Source organism: Acidovorax sp. Root70, from assembly GCF_001428225.1.
Taxonomy (GTDB): domain Bacteria; phylum Pseudomonadota; class Gammaproteobacteria; order Burkholderiales; family Burkholderiaceae_C; genus Acidovorax.
This window is the reverse complement of sequence record NZ_LMHQ01000005.1, coordinates 14,148-29,925: the sequence shown is the minus strand read 5'-3', so window position 1 is coordinate 29,925 and position 15,778 is coordinate 14,148. Positions and strand designations below refer to the sequence as shown.

The 15,778-nt window shown below is 65.2% G+C and carries 15 protein-coding genes; 12 read left to right on the top strand and 3 right to left on the bottom strand.

Annotated elements, in window-relative coordinates; all coding sequences use genetic code 11:
* Positions 1-50 precede the first annotated feature (50 nt).
* The 4 genes from ahcY to ASD94_RS03855 all read left to right on the top strand — a co-directional run bounded on the left by ahcY (position 51) and on the right by ASD94_RS03855 (position 4,029).
* A complete protein-coding gene (gene ahcY / locus ASD94_RS03870) occupies positions 51-1,484 on the top strand; it encodes an adenosylhomocysteinase (protein WP_056639071.1) in 1,434 nt (477 codons plus the stop codon).
* 150 nt (positions 1,485-1,634) lie between these two features.
* Entirely contained in the window at positions 1,635-2,621 is a 987-nt protein-coding gene (locus ASD94_RS03865) for a TlyA family RNA methyltransferase (protein WP_056639068.1), read from the top strand.
* Positions 2,618-3,469 carry a methylenetetrahydrofolate reductase [NAD(P)H] gene (gene metF / locus ASD94_RS03860; protein WP_056638901.1) on the top strand — a complete coding sequence of 284 codons (852 nt, stop codon included), beginning with the start codon at positions 2,618-2,620 and terminating at the stop codon, positions 3,467-3,469. The genes ASD94_RS03865 and metF overlap by 4 nt, the downstream gene beginning before the upstream one ends.
* A complete protein-coding gene (locus ASD94_RS03855) occupies positions 3,469-4,029 on the top strand; it encodes a septal ring lytic transglycosylase RlpA family protein (RefSeq protein WP_056638899.1) in 561 nt (186 codons plus the stop codon). The genes metF and ASD94_RS03855 overlap by 1 nt, the downstream gene beginning before the upstream one ends.
* Before the next feature lie 31 nt (positions 4,030-4,060).
* Here the strand turns inward: ASD94_RS03855 and ASD94_RS03850 are convergent, their stop codons facing one another.
* A complete protein-coding gene (locus ASD94_RS03850) occupies positions 4,061-4,948 on the bottom strand; it encodes a 23S rRNA (adenine(2030)-N(6))-methyltransferase RlmJ (RefSeq protein WP_056638896.1) in 888 nt (295 codons plus the stop codon).
* A 247-nt stretch (positions 4,949-5,195) separates the two neighbouring features.
* On the opposite strand from ASD94_RS03850, the gene ASD94_RS03845 reads away from it, so the two are divergent.
* The 7 genes from ASD94_RS03845 to mdtD all read left to right on the top strand — a co-directional run bounded on the left by ASD94_RS03845 (position 5,196) and on the right by mdtD (position 11,708).
* Entirely contained in the window at positions 5,196-7,157 is a 1,962-nt protein-coding gene (locus ASD94_RS03845; protein WP_056638893.1) for a serine/threonine-protein kinase, read from the top strand.
* Between the two features lie 351 nt (positions 7,158-7,508).
* Complete coding sequence (rplM, locus tag ASD94_RS03840; protein WP_056638890.1) at positions 7,509-7,940, top strand: 50S ribosomal protein L13; 432 nt, start codon at positions 7,509-7,511, stop codon at positions 7,938-7,940.
* 11 nt (positions 7,941-7,951) lie between these two features.
* The gene (rpsI, locus tag ASD94_RS03835; protein WP_005798582.1) at positions 7,952-8,344 is read left to right on the top strand and encodes a 30S ribosomal protein S9; all 393 of its coding nucleotides are present in this window, start codon (positions 7,952-7,954) and stop codon (positions 8,342-8,344) included.
* A 155-nt stretch (positions 8,345-8,499) separates the two neighbouring features.
* Positions 8,500-9,210, top strand: a complete 711-nt coding sequence (locus ASD94_RS03830; RefSeq protein ID WP_056638887.1) for a DUF6776 family protein — start codon at positions 8,500-8,502, stop codon at positions 9,208-9,210.
* Positions 9,211-9,354: 144 nt separating this feature from the next.
* The gene (locus ASD94_RS03825) at positions 9,355-9,753 is read left to right on the top strand and encodes a polymer-forming cytoskeletal protein (RefSeq protein ID WP_056638884.1); all 399 of its coding nucleotides are present in this window, start codon (positions 9,355-9,357) and stop codon (positions 9,751-9,753) included.
* A gap of 60 nt (positions 9,754-9,813) precedes the next feature.
* Entirely contained in the window at positions 9,814-10,179 is a 366-nt protein-coding gene (erpA, locus tag ASD94_RS03820; protein ID WP_056638881.1) for an iron-sulfur cluster insertion protein ErpA, read from the top strand.
* 107 nt (positions 10,180-10,286) lie between these two features.
* Positions 10,287-11,708, top strand: coding sequence for a multidrug transporter subunit MdtD (gene mdtD, locus ASD94_RS03815; protein WP_056638877.1), 1,422 nt, complete (start codon positions 10,287-10,289; stop codon positions 11,706-11,708).
* A gap of 32 nt (positions 11,709-11,740) precedes the next feature.
* Here mdtD and ASD94_RS03810 read toward each other — a convergent pair whose 3' ends face one another.
* Together ASD94_RS03810 and ASD94_RS03805 are read right to left on the bottom strand one after the other, a co-directional pair.
* Positions 11,741-12,850 (bottom strand): anhydro-N-acetylmuramic acid kinase, encoded by a 1,110-nt coding sequence (locus tag ASD94_RS03810; protein ID WP_056638874.1) that lies wholly within the window; start codon positions 12,848-12,850, stop codon positions 11,741-11,743.
* A gap of 37 nt (positions 12,851-12,887) precedes the next feature.
* Complete coding sequence (locus tag ASD94_RS03805) at positions 12,888-14,258, bottom strand: M23 family metallopeptidase (protein ID WP_056638869.1); 1,371 nt, start codon at positions 14,256-14,258, stop codon at positions 12,888-12,890.
* Between the two features lie 204 nt (positions 14,259-14,462).
* Here ASD94_RS03805 and tyrS point away from each other — a divergent pair, with 204 nt between their 5' ends.
* Entirely contained in the window at positions 14,463-15,695 is a 1,233-nt protein-coding gene (gene tyrS / locus ASD94_RS03800; protein ID WP_056638867.1) for a tyrosine--tRNA ligase, read from the top strand.
* Positions 15,696-15,778: the final 83 nt, after the last annotated feature.

The following is a 15,778-nucleotide window of genomic DNA, read 5'->3' as shown; positions in this document are numbered from 1 at the left end:
CCATCCCCTGCGCGCAGTGGCTTTTCAAACATGCTTTGGAGCACACCATCATGAACGCACGCGTCAACGCCCCGGTCAACACCGACTGCATCATTGCCGACATCGGCCTGGCCGAATGGGGCCGCAAGGAAATCCGCATCGCCGAGACCGAAATGCCCGGTCTCATGGCCATCCGCGAAGAATTCGCGCCCAAACAGTCGCTCAAGGGTGCGCGCATCACCGGTTCGCTGCACATGACGATCCAGACCGCCGTGCTGATCGAGACCCTGCAGGCGCTGGGTGCCGACGTGCGGTGGGCATCGTGCAACATCTTCTCCACTCAGGATCACGCCGCGGCCGCGATTGCTGCTGCTGGCACGCCCGTGTTCGCCATCAAGGGCGAGACACTGGCCGAATACTGGGACTACACGCACCGCATCTTTGACTTTGGCCCCGCAGGCACTGAAGGCGAAGGCCCCAACCTGATCCTGGACGACGGCGGTGACGCCACGCTGCTGATGCACCTGGGCAAGCGCGCCGAGAAGGACGCCTCGCTGATCGCCAACCCCACCAGCGAAGAAGAAACCTGCCTGTTCGCCTCCATCAAGGCCAAGCTGGCGGTGGACCCGACGTGGTACAGCCGCAAGATCGCGCAGATCATCGGCGTGACCGAAGAAACCACCACCGGCGTGCACCGCCTGAAGGAAATGTCGGCCAAGGGTTCGCTGATGTTCCGTGCGATCAACGTGAACGACTCGGTGACCAAGTCCAAGTTCGACAACCTATACGGCTGCCGTGAGTCGCTGGTGGACGGCATCAAGCGCGCCACCGACGTGATGATCGCTGGCAAGGTGGCTGTGGTCGCTGGCTACGGCGACGTGGGCAAGGGCAGCGCCCAGGCCCTGCGCGCCCTGAGCGCCCAGGTGTGGGTGACCGAGATCGACCCCATCAACGCCCTGCAGGCCGCAATGGAAGGCTACAAGGTCGTGACCATGGAATATGCCGCCGACAAGGCCGACATCTTTGTGACCACCACCGGTAACAAGGACGTGATCCGCCACGAGCACATGCTGGCCATGAAGGACCAGGCCATCGTCTGCAACATCGGCCACTTCGACAACGAAATCCAGGTCGCTACGTTGGAGCAGTACCAGTGGGAAGAGATCAAGCCCCAGGTGGACCACGTGATCTTCCCGGACGGCAAGCGCATCATCCTGCTGGCCAAGGGCCGCCTGGTGAACCTGGGCTGTGGCACGGGCCACCCCAGCTTCGTGATGTCGTCCAGCTTTGCCAATCAGACCATTGCCCAGATCGAACTGTTCACCCACAGCGACTACTACGAAAACGGCAAGGTCTATGTGCTGCCCAAGCACCTCGACGAAAAGGTGGCGCGCCTGCACCTCAAGAAGGTGGGCGCCATGCTGACCGAACTGACCGACGAGCAAGCCGCCTACATCGGCGTGCCCAAGCAAGGCCCTTACAAGCCTGACACCTACCGCTACTGATCCCGGTGCTGCGCGCCCTGGCGATGGGGCGCGCGCAGGGTGGTCTGGCGCCGTGATGCTGAGCAATGTCTGATTGCTCATAAATTGATAGCTGTTGGCGCTTGATTCAATAGCGCTACCAGCCGATTTGACTCAAAAAGGATGGGCGCGATGCGCGCAGATGTGTTTTTGGTGGAACGTGGCCACGCTGCCACGCGCTCGCAGGCGCAGCGCCTGATTGCCTCGGGGGTGCAGTGGCGCCTGTCGCCGCTGGCGACGTGGCAGAAGGTGGTGAAGAACGGCGACGACATCCCGTCGGTGGCCGAGGTGCAGCTGCTGGACGATGCAGAAGCCAAGTACATCTCGCGCGGCGGGCTCAAGCTCGAAGGCGCGCTCAAGGCACTGGGTCTGCCGGTGGCCGGCCTGCGTTGCCTGGATGTGGGGCAGAGCACGGGCGGCTTTACCGACTGCCTGCTGCAGCAGGGCGCCGCCCAGGTGATTGGCGTGGATGTAGGCCACGCCCAGTTGCACGACCGGCTGCGCAACGACCTGCGCGTGGTGTGTGTGGAGGGCGTGAACGCCCGCTCGCTCACGGCCGACGCCTTGGTGCAGGCCTGTGAGTTGGCCCTGTCCGAAGTCATCGTGCCCGAAGAAGACAACGAGACCCAGCCCGAGGCGCCCTACAGCTGGATGCGCAACGGCGGCCTGGTGGACGAGGCGTACGACGACAGCGACGATGCCAAGGACCAGGACATTGAGGCCTTCAAGACCGAGCGCGCGCAGCGCGCCCAGGGCACGCTGCCCGTGGAACGCCGCCGCCGGCCCGAGTGCGCCGACGTGGACATCACGCCCAGCTTTGCGCTGGTGACGGGCGATCTGTCGTTCATCTCGCTCACCCTGGTGCTGCCTGCGCTGGTGCCTTTGCTGGCGCCCCAGGGTGACCTGGTCATGCTGGTCAAGCCCCAGTTCGAGCTGCAGCCGGGGCAGGTGGGCAAGGGCGGCATCGTGCGCGACGAGTCCTTGTATGCGGTGGTGGAGCAGCGCATCCGCGACTGCTGCGCCACGCTGGGCCTGGAGGTGCAGGCGTGGATCGACAGCCCGATCCAGGGTGGCGACGGCAACCGGGAATTTTTTGTACACGCAAGGAGAGCCGCATGAATGCAGCCCACACGCAAGGCACCGGGTTCCCGGTGAGTTTCGAGTTTTTCCCGCCCAAGACGCCCGAAGGGGTCGACAAGCTGCGCGTGGCGCGCCAGCAGCTGTATGCACTGCATCCGGACTTCTGTTCGGTGACCTATGGCGCAGGGGGCTCCACGCAAGAAGGCACGTTCGGCACGGTGCGTGAGATCCTGTCCGAAGGCGTGGGCGCTGCATCGCATTTTTCGTGCATCGGGGCCACGCGCCAGTCGGTGCACGAGCAGTTGGCCACCCTCAAGGCCATGGGCGTCAAGCGCCTGGTGGCACTGCGCGGCGACCTGCCCAGCGGCTACGGTGTGGGCGGGGAGTTCCAGTACGCCAGCGACCTGGTAGCCTTCATCCGGGCCGAAACGGGCCGGGACTTCCACATCGAGGTGGCGGCCTACCCTGAGGTGCATCCTCAGGCCAAGTCGCCCGAGGCGGACCTGCAGGCCTACGTGACCAAGGTGCGGGCGGGGGCGGACTCTGCAATCACCCAGTATTTTTACAACAGCGACGCGTATTTTCGCTTTGTGGAGGACGCGCATCGCCTGGGCGCTGACGTGCCGGTGGTGCCGGGCATCATGCCCATTTCCAGCTCCACGCAGCTGATGCGGTTCTCGGACGCCTGCGGCGCCGAGATCCCGCGCTGGATCCGCCTGCGGCTGCAGTCGTTTGGGGACGACACCGCCAGCATCAAGGCGTTTGGCCTGGATGTGGTGACCGACCTGTGCGACCAGCTGCGCAGTGCTGGGGTGCCCGCGCTGCACTTCTACACGATGAACCAAAGCGCCGCGACGCTGGAGATCTGTCGCCGGCTGGGGATCTGATGGCAGGGGGCGCCCGGCCTCCCGCCGCCCTGCGCGTGCTGGCCCGGGGGCTGTTTGTGCGCACGGCGCTCGGCCTGTGGCTGTTGTGCAGCGCCCTCGCGGCTGCGCACGCCCAAGGGCTGCAGGCAGAGCCGGACGCGCTGGCCCCCAACCTGCTGTCCGTGCCGGGGGAGGCGATGCTGATCGATCCTCCCGCCAAACCGGAGCCCAGCACTCCTGGCGGGTCGCCGCTCAGCCTGGAGGCGGATGAGGTGGGGCTGGCCTCGTGGTACGGGGCGCAGTTCCACCGGCGGCGTACCGCCAGTGGAGAGTTGTTTGACATGCGTGCGCTCACAGCCGCGCACCCCACGCTGCCCTTTGGCTCACGCGTATGCGTGCGCAGTCAGGCCACGGGGCGCACGGTGATCGTGCGCATCAACGACCGCGGGCCGCACACCCGCAACCGGGTGATCGACCTGAGCCGGGGCGCTGCGGAGGCATTGGGCATGGTCGGCTTGGGGCTCAAGCCGGTGGAGCTGTTTGCCCTTCAGGACGACGACAAGGATTGCCCGGCGCCTTGACGCCCGGCAGAAGGAGGGTCTACAGGGCCGCTCAGCCGCCCGATTCGAGCGTGTGGGTCGCGTGTTTGTCCTGCGCCAGCAGCTCGGCCATCTGGGGCAGGGCGTCTTTGAGTGCAGCCTTCAGCGTGTAGGGCGGGTTGATCAGGAACATGCCGCTGGCCGGCAGGCCGGGGCGCTTGGTATCGCCCGTGACGGTTTCCGTGATCTTGCTCGACTTGACGGTGAGCGTGGCGTGCAGCCAGCTCTTGCCCGCCTTGGTGGCCAGCGTCTTCAGGCGGCGGGGCAGGTCGTGGGCTTCGGGGCGCGGAATGATGGGGTACCAGAACGCATAGGTGCCGGTGGCAAAGCGCTTGAGCGAGTCGGCCGCCATGTCGAGCACCTTGGCGTAGTCGCTCTTGATTTCATAGCTGGGATCGCACAGCACCAGGGCACGTCGGGCAGGTGGGGGCAAAAATTTCTTGATGCCCTCAAAACCGTCTTCGTGCAGCACAGCGACCTGGCGGCCAGCCTCTAGCTGGGCCACGTTGCCGGCCAGCGCGCGCAGGTCGGTGGGGTGCAACTCGAACAGCTTGAGCTTGTCGTGGTCGCGCAGCAGGCGCTGGGTGATGAAGGGCGAGCCGGGGTACACGCGCAGCGCCTTGCCCTGGTTGAAGTCGCCCACCATGTCCACGTAGGCCTGCAGGGCTGGGGTGAGGGCAGGCGTGGTTGGAGCAAACAGCCGGGCCACGCCGTCGGCGGCTTCGCCGCTGGTGCTGGCATAGTCCCCGTCCAGCCGGTACAGCCCCGCGCCTGCATGGGTGTCCAGCACGGTCAGCGCCGCGTCTTTCTCGGTAAGGTGTTGCAAGGCGGCAATCAGGACGGTGTGCTTGAGCACATCGGCATGGTTGCCTGCGTGGAAGGCGTGGCGATAACTGAACATGGCCCAATGGTAACGACTGTGTTGTGCAAAGGGTCGGCGCCCCTGTCCCGGCGCGGCACAATCGGGGGGTGCACGCGGTGGCGGGGGACGTGATGTTTTTGGCAGACAGGCGGCCCTTTGTTAGCCATTTGTTGCCATATCCGGGGCGGCCATGCTTCATGATCGCGCCTGCACTGTGCCCGCTTTCCGCCGTCGCCCTTCTTGATTATTTGCTTTTGACATTGCCAGCCCGCCCCGTCTCCTGCCCATGACCGCAAGCTCCAGCACAGCCCCCGCCAGTGGTGTCAGCCATGTCGATGCGCTGCCGCCCGGCACCCGCCTGGCGGAGTTCGAGATCCTCGCGTTGCTGGGGGTGGGCGGTTTTGGCATGGTCTACAAGGCGTTTGACCACTCCCTGCACCGGGCGGTGGCCATCAAGGAATACATGCCCTCGGCACTGGCCGGGCGGGCCGAGGGGCAATCGCTGTGGGTGCGGTCCTCGTCCGACCAGCAGACCTTCCAGGCTGGTTTGGTGTCGTTTGTGGGTGAGGCCCGCCTGCTGGCGCAGTTTGACCATCCGTCGCTGGTCAAGGTTTTCCGCTTCTGGGAGGCCAACAACACGGCCTATATGGTCATGCCGCTCTATTCGGGCATGACGTTCAAGCAGGCGCGTGCCCAGATGCGCACACCCCCGCCAGAGATCTGGCTGCGCAAGCTGCTGTGGTCGGTGCTGGACGCGCTGCGCGTGCTGCACGACGGCAACACGCTGCACCGCGACATCTCGCCCGACAACATCTTCCTGCAGGACAACGGCCCGCCGGTGCTGCTGGACCTGGGTGCCGCCCGGCACGCCATCAACGACCAGGACCGCAAGCACACGGCCGTGCTCAAGGTGAACTACGCCCCCATCGAGCAGTATTCCGATGGCGACGAGGAACTGCGCCAGGGGCCTTGGAGCGACCTGTATTCGCTGGCGGCCGTCATGCACGGCTGCCTTGCCAACGACACGCCCCTGCCTGCCACGCTGCGTTCCATCCGCGACCGCATGGTGTCGTTCTCCCGCATTGCCAAAACCGTCAAGCGGCAGTTTGGCGTGGAATATTCGGCACCTTTTGTGGCGGCGATTGCCCAGTCGCTGGCCCTGCGGCCCGAGGACCGGCCGCAGAGCATCGATGCCTTTCTCCAGACCATGGAGATGACCTCGGCACCCGAAGACGTGCAGCATTTCGACTTCCGCGCGGAATTGGGCGATATCTGGGTGGAGCCTGCCGACCAGCCCGGACCCGGCGTGCCCACACCCACCGTGGACGTGACTTCGTCCCCGAAGATCGGGGGCGAGGTGCCGGCCAGGCATGCGGATGTGGCTGCGGCGGTTGCGCCATCGGATGCCAGTCGCCCCGGCGACGACTTTGGCGCGGACACGGTCATGCTTGCCGGCCCGGATACGGTGGCGGCCGATGGCGGAGACACGGTGTTCATCGATGCCGGCGACACCGTGGCGGCCGACGACGATTCGCGTTTTGAAGACCTGCCGCACCACCGGTCCCCGGGTGTGGGCGGGCCGCGCGCTGCCGACAGACGGTCTGAGCCTTTGGCGCGTGACGCAGTGCGCGGCAGTGGCAAGGCTGCTCCATCGTCACGGCGGTCGTCCTTGGTGGCGGGCATTGTGGTGGCGGCGCTGGTCGCCGTAGTGGCCGGAGCGGGCTGGCGCTGGAGCCAAGGCCGCCAGCCGCCCCGCGACGACATCATCACCGAGATGGCGGAGCGGCCTGCAGCCGCTGCCCCCGCTGATACGCCGCTGACGGAGGCCTCTGCACCTGTCGTCGGCGGGAGCGATGTGCAAGCCGCGGCCCAGCTGAGCGCGGTTGCCACCGCCAGCACAGCCTCTGCCGCCTTGCCTGCCCCCGCCTTTGTAGCGGCCTCTGCACCCAAGGTGACGCCGCGAGCCGCCAAGCGCACCGGTGCGGAGCCTGCGCCCGCGCCCATCGTGGTGCATGAAGAGCCCGTGCCTGCGCCGCCGCCTGTGGTGGCCGAGCCCAAGCCCCGCCCTGCGCCGCCGCCCCGGCAACCCTCCCCGCAAGAGGTCTGCGCCGACGCCAACTTCCTGGCCCGCCCGATGTGTATCCACCAGGAATGCCAGAAGCCGTCACAGGCCAATCAAACCGTCTGCGTGGAAAACCGCCGCCGCTACGAGGCCGAGGAGCAGCGCCGCCGCCAGACGCCGAATTAACGGGGGTGTTGCGCGCCATCCGGCGCCGAAGCCCGCGTCTTTTCGGCACAGGCTGCGTTCCCAATTGGCCCGATACCTGCAGGTGTCGCTGGGCTTGGCGGCTTGCAGTAGCCAAAAATCCCACGGATTTCAACCAGCCGTCGGCACGGAACACTGCCCCAGCCGCACCGGGCACCCGAGGGCAGTCGCAGGGGGCTCTTGCGTGAAAGTATGGCTCGTTCGTATAATGGAAGGCTTCGCAGCGCTTATGTGGTCCCGCGGCGAAGACTTCTTGCCACCTAAGAGGCTTCCTTCAGAGAAGCACCGACCGTGGAAAAGGACCCGCCAAACCCTCTTTTGAAGAGAAAACTCATGACAACTACTTTCAGCGCAAAGCCCGCTGAGGTCGTGCACGAGTGGTTTGTGGTTGACGCGACCAACAAGGTCCTCGGACGAGTAGCCAGCGAAGTTGCTCTCCGTTTGCGCGGCAAACACAAGGCCATTTACACGCCTCACGTCGATACCGGTGACTTCATCGTCGTTATCAACGCAGCCCAACTCAAGGTCACCGGCACCAAGTCCCTGGACAAGGTGTACTACCGTCACTCGGGTTATCCCGGCGGTATCACGGCCACGAACTTCCGCGACATGCAAGCCAAGCACCCCGGCCGCGCGCTGGAAAAGGCTGTTAAGGGCATGCTGCCCAAGGGCCCCCTTGGCTACGCGATGATCAAGAAACTCAAGGTGTACGGTGGTGCTGAGCATCCCCACACCGCCCAGCAGCCCAAAGTGCTGGAAATCTAAGGAGCCTTGAGATGATTGGTGAATGGAACAATGGCACCGGCCGTCGCAAGTCCAGCGTCGCCCGCGTGTTTCTGAAAAAAGGCTCTGGCAAGATCACGGTGAACGGCAAGGACATCCAGTCCTACTTCGGCCGCGAAACCTCGATCATGATTGCCAAGCAACCCCTGGCGTTGACCAACCATGTCGAAACCTTCGACATCCAGATCAACGTGCACGGTGGTGGTGAATCCGGCCAAGCTGGCGCTGCCCGCCACGGCATCACCCGCGCCCTGATCGATTACGACGCATCCCTCAAGCCCGTCCTGAGCCAAGCCGGCTTCGTGACCCGCGATGCGCGTGAAGTCGAACGTAAGAAGGTCGGTCTGCACTCCGCACGCCGCGCCAAGCAGTTCTCCAAGCGTTAAGCTATGGCCCTGCCGGATGCTGCCCTGGGCAGCATCCCCTGCAAGGCACTCCCAGTGGGTGCTTTACAGAGAAAAACCGCCTTCGGGCGGTTTTTTCGTTTATGGTGCGCTCTTTTCTTTGGGGAGAGGCCTTCCATGGCCCGCCTGTCGAGCCTATGCGCTTTCGCCTGCTTCGCCGTCGGTTGACCATCAGCGCCCCCCGGGTGGCCATCCGCAGCGCCTTGCCGTGGCCCTTTCGGTGGCTGGCCCTGGCCGTGGTGACGGGTTTTTGCGCCGCCGTGGCGTTGTGGGCCTTTGAGTTTGGCAAGTCGATTGCGGGGCTCGATACTGTCTCGCGCGACGAAGTGGTACAGATGAAGGCGGAGATCAGCCGCCTGCGCGAAGAAGGCCAGGAGCGCCAGACCGTTGCCTTGACCGCCGAGAGCCTGCTGGCGACGGAGCGCGCGGCCAAGGAGAGCCTGATGGCCCAGGTGCGCCAGCTCGAAACCGACAACCGCACGCTCCGAGAGGACCTGGGCTTCTTTGAAAAGCTGATCCCTGCGGCCAAGACCGATGGGCTGGCCATTCGCGCGCTGCAGGCCGAGGTGCTGGGCGGGATGCAACTGCGCTGGCAGGTGCTGGTGATCCAGGCGGCCCGCAATGCGCCGGAATTCAACGGGCGACTGGAGCTGGTGCTGGCGGGCACGCTGGATGGCAAGCCTTGGTCGCAGACCCAGCCGCCCCAAGGGCAACCGTTGCAGGTCAGGCAGTACCGCCGCATCGAGGGCGTGCTCGATCTGCCCCCCCAGGCCGTGGTAAAAACCGTGACCGCCCGCGTGCTGGAGGGCACCACCGTTCGCACCAGCCAGACCATGGCCATCGAATAGCGTGGCGGTGGTGATAACGCCTCCGCAAGGCCCTGACGCACTCGCCAAGGCAGCCTGCGCCGCCCATCGCCACTGCACGATCTGGCGACCCTTCAATCCGCAAGTGGGCCTGAAGGCCTGCTTGCTCTTCCAGGAGTCCTCCCCATGTTTTCGCGTAAAAAGCAGCCGCCCATCAAAAGCCTGGTGGCGCAGGGCACCAAGATCGAGGGCCATGTGCATTTTGCCGAGGGCATGCGCATTGACGGTGATGTGGTCGGCGATATCCGGGCTGTGGCGGACCAGCCCAGCATCCTGGTGATCTCCGAAACCGCGCGGGTCGAGGGGGCGGTGCACGCCGACCATGTGATCATCAACGGCCAGGTGCTGGGCCCCGTGCATGCGCGCGAACTGCTCGAGTTGCAGCCCAAGGCGCAGATCACGGGCAATGTGCACTACAAGGCCCTGGAGATGCACCAGGGCGCCGTGATCGCCGGGCAATTGATTCCCATGGCCGTGCTGATCGAGGAAAAGCCCCCACTGAAGTTAGCGTCAAACAGCCAGTGACCTGAATTCCCGAGAGCTTTGCAGTAGTATTCCCTGCAAACCCTGAACCCGGAGTACCCCATGAGCGCAGTTGCCGAAAACATCCAGTCCGAAATGCCCGCCCCCATCCTGTTCACTGACAGTGCGGCGGCCAAGGTGGCGGACCTGATTGCCGAAGAGGGCAACCCCGACCTGAAGCTGCGGGTGTTTGTGCAGGGTGGCGGTTGCTCTGGCTTCCAGTATGGCTTCACCTTTGATGAAATCACCAACGAAGACGACACCACCATGACCAAGAACGGTGTGTCGCTGCTCATCGATGCCATGAGCTACCAGTACCTGGTCGGCGCCGAGATCGACTACAAGGAAGACCTCCAAGGCGCTCAGTTCGTCATCAAGAACCCGAACGCCAGCACCACCTGCGGTTGCGGATCGAGCTTCTCGGCTTGAGGGGCGCCGTGCCAGGCAAAGACCTGCACCCTGAATGAAACAACCGCCTTCGGGCGGTTTTTTCATGCCAATGGTTCTGTTGTTTCCCCTTGAAAGCCTTGCAACCCATGCACCAGGAACCCTCTCAGAAAGTGCTGCTGTGGCTGGTGGCCGTCGGCTTCTTCATGCAGACGCTGGATGCCACCATCGTCAACACCGCGTTGCCTGCCATGGCGCTGAGCCTGGGCGAAAGCCCGCTGCGCATGCAGTCGGTGGTGGTCGCGTATTCGCTGGCCATGGCGATGCTCATCCCGGCGTCGGGCTGGGTGGCTGACCGGTTTGGCGCGCGCCGGGTGTACTTTCTGGCCATTGTCTTTTTTGTGGCGGGCTCAGTGTTCTGTGCGCTGTCGCACAGCCTCACCCAGCTGGTGGCCGCGCGCGTGGTGCAGGGTTTGGGCGGAGCGCTGCTGCTCCCGGTGGGGCGGCTGGTGGTGCTGCGCACGTTCCCGCGCGAGAAGTTCTTGCAGGCCATGAGTTTTGTGGCCATTCCCGGGCTCATCGGCCCGCTGATTGGTCCTACCCTGGGGGGCTGGCTGGTCGAAGTGGCCTCCTGGCACTGGATCTTTCTGATCAATGTTCCGGTGGGCCTGCTGGGCTGTGCTGCCACTATGCGCTACATGCCGGGGGTGCCCGTGCCGACGGTGGCGCGGTTTGACCTGGCGGGCTATCTGATGCTCGCCTTTGGCATGGTGGCGCTGTCGTTGGCACTGGATGGGCTGGCCAGCCTGGGGCTGCGGCAGGCGAGTGTGCTGGTGCTCATGATCTTCGGGCTGGCCAGCCTGGTGGCCTACTGGCTGCACGCGGCGCGGCGGCCCGACCCGCTGTTTTCGCCCCGGTTGTTCTCGGTGGATACCTTGCGCATCGGGCTGCTGGGCAACCTGTTTGCCCGGCTGGGCAGCTCGTGCATGCCGTTCCTGATTCCGCTGCTGCTGCAGGTCACCATGGGCTATTCGCCGCTGCAGGCGGGCATGATGATGCTGCCCGTGGCGGTGGCGGGTATGTCGATGAAGCGGTTCACTACCACGCTGATCACCCGCTTTGGCTACCGCCAGGTGCTGGTGGGTAACACGCTGCTGGTGGGCCTGACCATGGCCAGCTTCGGGCTGGCTGCGCCCTCGCAGCCGCTGTGGCTGCATGTGCTGCAGCTGGCGGTGTTTGGCGCGGTGAACTCGCTGCAGTTCACAGCCATGAACACCGTGACCCTCAAGGACCTGGGGCACGACATGGCCAGCAGCGGCAACAGCCTGCTGTCGATGGTGCAGATGGTGGCCATGGGCATGGGAGTGGCTGCGGCGGGTGCGGTGCTGGCGGCGTTCACCGATTTCTTCCAGCCCACGGGCACTGCCCAGACCCTGCAAGCCTTTCAGGCCACATTCGCCTGCATGGGACTGATCACGGTGGCTTCAGCCGGAATCTTCTGGCAACTGTCGCCACAAGACCGGTCCGGCACCCAGGCTGGCGCCTCGGTCGATGCCGGGGACCACGGCTGATCGCCCTGCCCAAGGCTTGTAGACCCGACGAATCAGGCCGGGTACACCGCGCCCAGGACGCGAGGGCCCACGGCGCCCGTCACGCTGGGCAGGTTGCCTGGGGCACCTTCCAGCGCTTGGCGCGCCAGCCAGGCAAACGCGGCGGCCTCCACCTGCAGGGCGGGCAGGCCCAGCGCATCGGTGGCCACCACCTGCAGGGACGGGCAGGCGGCCTGCAGCCGCCGCATGAGCTGGTCGTTGAGCGCGCCACCGCCGCATACTGCCAGGGTTCTGCTATTGTTTGGATAGCTATTGGCGCATATTGCACTAGCGCTTGCGGTGAATTCGGTCAAAGTGGCCTGCACATCGGCCGCAGCGGCCTGCGCAAAGGGCTCCAGGTGCGCGGCCAGCCAGGTGGGGTTGAACAGGTCGCGCCCTGTGCTCTTGGGGGGCGCCTTGTGTAGATACGGCTCCTGCAGCAACGCGGCCAGCAGGTCCGGCAGCACCCGGCCCGTGGCGGCCCAGGCCCCGTCCTTGTCAAATGGCTGGCCCGTGTGCTGCTGGCACCAGTGGTCCATGAGGGCGTTGCCGGGGCCGCAGTCGAATCCCAGGACGCTGCCGTCCGCCCCCAGCACGCTGAGGTTGGAGATGCCGCCAATGTTCAGCACCAGCACCGTCTCGTCCGGCCGGCCGAACACGCCCTGGTGGAAGGCGGGCACCAGCGGCGCACCCTGGCCACCCGCGGCCACGTCGCGGCTGCGCAGGTCGGCCACCACGGTGATGCCCGTCAGCTCGGCCAGCAGGGCGGGGCTGCCCAGTTGCAGCGTGTAGCCTGTGCCGTCGAACTCCTGAGGGCGGTGCCGCACGGTCTGGCCGTGGGCGCCTATCGCACGGATCGCACGGGTCGGGTGGCCGCTGCGCTGCAAAAGGGTGTGCACCACCTCGGCGTAGGCCCGGGATAGCGCATTGCCTGCGAGGGCTGCGCGGTGCAGTTCGTTGTCGCCGGGGGTGTTGAGGGCCAGCAGCTCGGCCCGCAGTGCGGAGGCAAAGGCGGCGCTGGCATGGTGCGTGACGCGCAGGCGAGGGCCCGAGAAGTCGGCCAGCACCCCGTCGATCCCGTCGAGCGAGGTGCCCGACATCAGGCCGATGTACAGATCGGACATGGCCTGCCGGGTGGGGTGCGTCGTTGGTAAGTCGGGATCAGTCTGCGCTGGCTTGCTCGATGAGCGCCGCGGCATTCAGCTGAACACGCATGTTGGCAGCGAGGCGGTCAAACGCGGGCCGTCCAGCCGCCGACACAGGGGCAGCGGCTTCGCTCTGGGCCACGATGGTCATCGGGTCCTGGTGCACGCCGTTGACGCGGAACTCGAAGTGCAGATGGGGGCCGGTGGCCCAGCCGGTGGCACCCACGGCGCCCAGTGTCTGGCCTTGTTCGACCGACTGGCCCTGGCGCACGTCAATGCGGCTCAGGTGGGCATACACCGTGACGTGCTGGTTGCGGTGCTTGATGAACACCACGTTGCCGTAGCCGTTTTGCACGCCCGCAAACTCCACAACGCCATCACCCACCGTGCGCACGGCGGTGCCCGTGGGGGCCGCAAAATCGGTGCCCAGGTGGGCGCGCCAGGTTTGCAGGATGGGGTGCAGGCGCATCTTGAAGCCGCTGGTCACGCGCGAGAACTCGACGGGCGAGGTCAGGTAGGCGCGGCGCATGCTTTCGCCGTCCAGTGTGTAGTAGGCGCCCTTGGTGGCGTTGGGTTCCTGGAACCAGATGGCTTGGTGGGTCTTGCCGTTATTGACGAACTCGGCGCTCAGCACGCGGCCGCTTGACAGCGGTTCGCCATCGGCTTCCAGGGTTTCGTACACCACCGAAAAGCGGTCGCCCTTGCGCAGCGAACGGCGGAAGTCGATGTTGCCCGAGAACAGTTCCGCCACCTGCACGGCCACCGAGTCGGGGATGTTCGACGCGTCGGTGGCAGCGAACAGCGAACTGTGGATGATGCCGCCCGCCAGACGGCTGTTGGTCGTCATCTTGGCGGTTTCGATGCGCGTCGCAAACTTGTTGTCGCTGGTGCGCTCGACGATCAGGCGGCGGAAGTTGCCGCTGTCGTCCGGCACCCAGCGCACCGTCAGGCGGATCAGGCGGTGGTCGTCGGTAGTCTCTGCCGACACGCTGCGGCCGGTGCGGCCCAGCACGTACTGGCGCACCGGCGTGTCGCTGCGCATGAAGGCAGCAGCGGCCGGGTCGGCCACGCCCATGCGCTGCAGCAGCGACTCGGGGGTGTCGCTGCTGCGCACCTGTTCGGAGCGGAACAGCGAAAAACTGGGAGCGTCGAGCTGGCCCAGCACGAGGTTTTCGGCCAGCGACTCCACCGGGTAGTTCACCACGCGCACCGGCAGTTCGGCCGGGTCGGGCGCGAAGGACGCCACGGCAAACGCGCCGCCGCCGCCCGTCAGCAAGAGGGCTGCGATAGCGGCGGTGATGCGTTTGGGGTGTTGTTGGATCGTGCGGGACAGCCGGTCAAGCAAAGCGATGCTGGCGGTGCGGACCGTAGTGAGGCCGTGAATCAAAGGTCTATCCCCAGGGTGATTGCGGTTCCGTGGCACACCCCCGGTGTGAATGCGGGGCGGGGCCAGGAGCACAGACTGTCAGGCTGCAGCCATTCGACAGGTTGATGAAAAACAGGTCGAAACGGCGGGCCCACTAGAATCCGCCTCTGCAATGTGGGCTGAAGTATAGCGGTGCATGCTGTCTAGACATCCCAAAAAACCCTTATGAATCAATCTGCTGTTACAACAACCCCGGTCTCTGATGGTGTAAGACAAGCCCTCGAAATCTCGCTGCGCGGTGTGCAAGAGCTGCTGCCACAGGACGAATGGGTCAAGAAGCTGGCGCGCTCGGAGGCCACCGGCCAGCCGCTGCGCATCAAGCTGGGCCTGGACCCCACGGCCCCCGACATCCACATCGGCCACACGGTGGTGCTGAACAAGATGCGGCAATTGCAAGATCTGGGCCACCAGGTCATCTTTCTGATCGGCGACTTCACCAGCCTGATTGGTGACCCCTCGGGCCGCAACAGCACGCGCCCGCCGCTCACGCCCGAGCAGATCAAGGTGAACGCCGAGACTTACTACAAGCAGGCCAGCATGGTGCTGGACCCGGCCAAAACCGAGATTCGCTACAACAGCGAGTGGAGCGAGCCCCTGGGCGCGAGCGGCATGATCCAGCTGGCTTCCCGCTACACCGTGGCACGCATGATGGAGCGCGACGACTTCCACAAGCGTTTCTCCACCGGCCAGTCAATCGCGGTGCACGAATTTTTGTACCCGCTGATGCAGGGCTACGACTCGGTGGCGCTCAAGAGCGACCTGGAGCTGGGCGGCACGGACCAGAAGTTCAACCTGCTCATGGGCCGCCACCTGCAGCAGGAATATGGCCAGGAGCCGCAGTGTGTGCTCACCATGCCATTGCTGGTGGGCCTGGACGGCGTGGACAAGATGTCCAAGTCCAAAAACAACTACATCGGCATTGCCGAGGATGCCAACACCATGTTCGCCAAGGTGCTGTCGATCAGCGACACCCTGATGTGGGACTGGTTCACCCTGCTGTCGTTCAAGAGCCTGGCCGACATCGCTGCGCTCAAGGCCGAGATCGCTGGCGGGCGCAACCCCAAGGACGCCAAGGTGATGCTGGCCAAGGAGATCACCACGCGCTTCCACAGCGCTGCCGCCGCCGATGCGGCAGAGCAGGACTTCATCAACCGCAGCAAGGGCGGCGTGCCCGATGAGATCCCTGAGGTGAGCCTGTCGGGCGCGCCGCTGGGCATTGGTGCGCTGCTCAAGCAAGCCAACCTGGCCCCCTCGACCAGCGAGGCCAACCGCCTGATCGACGGCGGCGGTGTGCGTGTGGAAGGCAGCGTGGTCAGCGACAAGGGGCTGAAGCTGGCCGCCGGCACCTACGTGGTGCAGGTGGGCAAGCGCAAGTTTGCACGGGTGACTTTGGCCTGATTTGGGGTTAAAACAGCCGCAAGCGCTAGAAGAATATGCGCTGGCAGCTATCAAAATGAAAGCGCTGAGGCCGTAAGGCCCAG

Excerpts from the sequence above, each read along its gene's own strand:
- ahcY (WP_056639071.1), top strand. The coding sequence starts at position 51 with ATGAACGCACGCGTCAACGCCCCGGTCAACACCGACTGCATCATTGCC.
- ASD94_RS03865 (WP_056639068.1), top strand. The coding sequence starts at position 1,635 with ATGCGCGCAGATGTGTTTTTGGTGGAACGTGGCCACGCTGCCACGCGC.
- metF (WP_056638901.1), top strand. The coding sequence starts at position 2,618 with ATGAATGCAGCCCACACGCAAGGCACCGGGTTCCCGGTGAGTTTCGAG.
- ASD94_RS03855 (WP_056638899.1), top strand. The coding sequence starts at position 3,469 with ATGGCAGGGGGCGCCCGGCCTCCCGCCGCCCTGCGCGTGCTGGCCCGG.
- ASD94_RS03850 (WP_056638896.1), bottom strand. The coding sequence starts at position 4,948 with ATGTTCAGTTATCGCCACGCCTTCCACGCAGGCAACCATGCCGATGTG.
- ASD94_RS03845 (WP_056638893.1), top strand. The coding sequence starts at position 5,196 with ATGACCGCAAGCTCCAGCACAGCCCCCGCCAGTGGTGTCAGCCATGTC.
- rplM (WP_056638890.1), top strand. The coding sequence starts at position 7,509 with ATGACAACTACTTTCAGCGCAAAGCCCGCTGAGGTCGTGCACGAGTGG.
- rpsI (WP_005798582.1), top strand. The coding sequence starts at position 7,952 with ATGATTGGTGAATGGAACAATGGCACCGGCCGTCGCAAGTCCAGCGTC.
- ASD94_RS03830 (WP_056638887.1), top strand. The coding sequence starts at position 8,500 with ATGCGCTTTCGCCTGCTTCGCCGTCGGTTGACCATCAGCGCCCCCCGG.
- ASD94_RS03825 (WP_056638884.1), top strand. The coding sequence starts at position 9,355 with ATGTTTTCGCGTAAAAAGCAGCCGCCCATCAAAAGCCTGGTGGCGCAG.
- erpA (WP_056638881.1), top strand. The coding sequence starts at position 9,814 with ATGAGCGCAGTTGCCGAAAACATCCAGTCCGAAATGCCCGCCCCCATC.
- mdtD (WP_056638877.1), top strand. The coding sequence starts at position 10,287 with ATGCACCAGGAACCCTCTCAGAAAGTGCTGCTGTGGCTGGTGGCCGTC.
- ASD94_RS03810 (WP_056638874.1), bottom strand. The coding sequence starts at position 12,850 with ATGTCCGATCTGTACATCGGCCTGATGTCGGGCACCTCGCTCGACGGG.
- tyrS (WP_056638867.1), top strand. The coding sequence starts at position 14,463 with ATGAATCAATCTGCTGTTACAACAACCCCGGTCTCTGATGGTGTAAGA.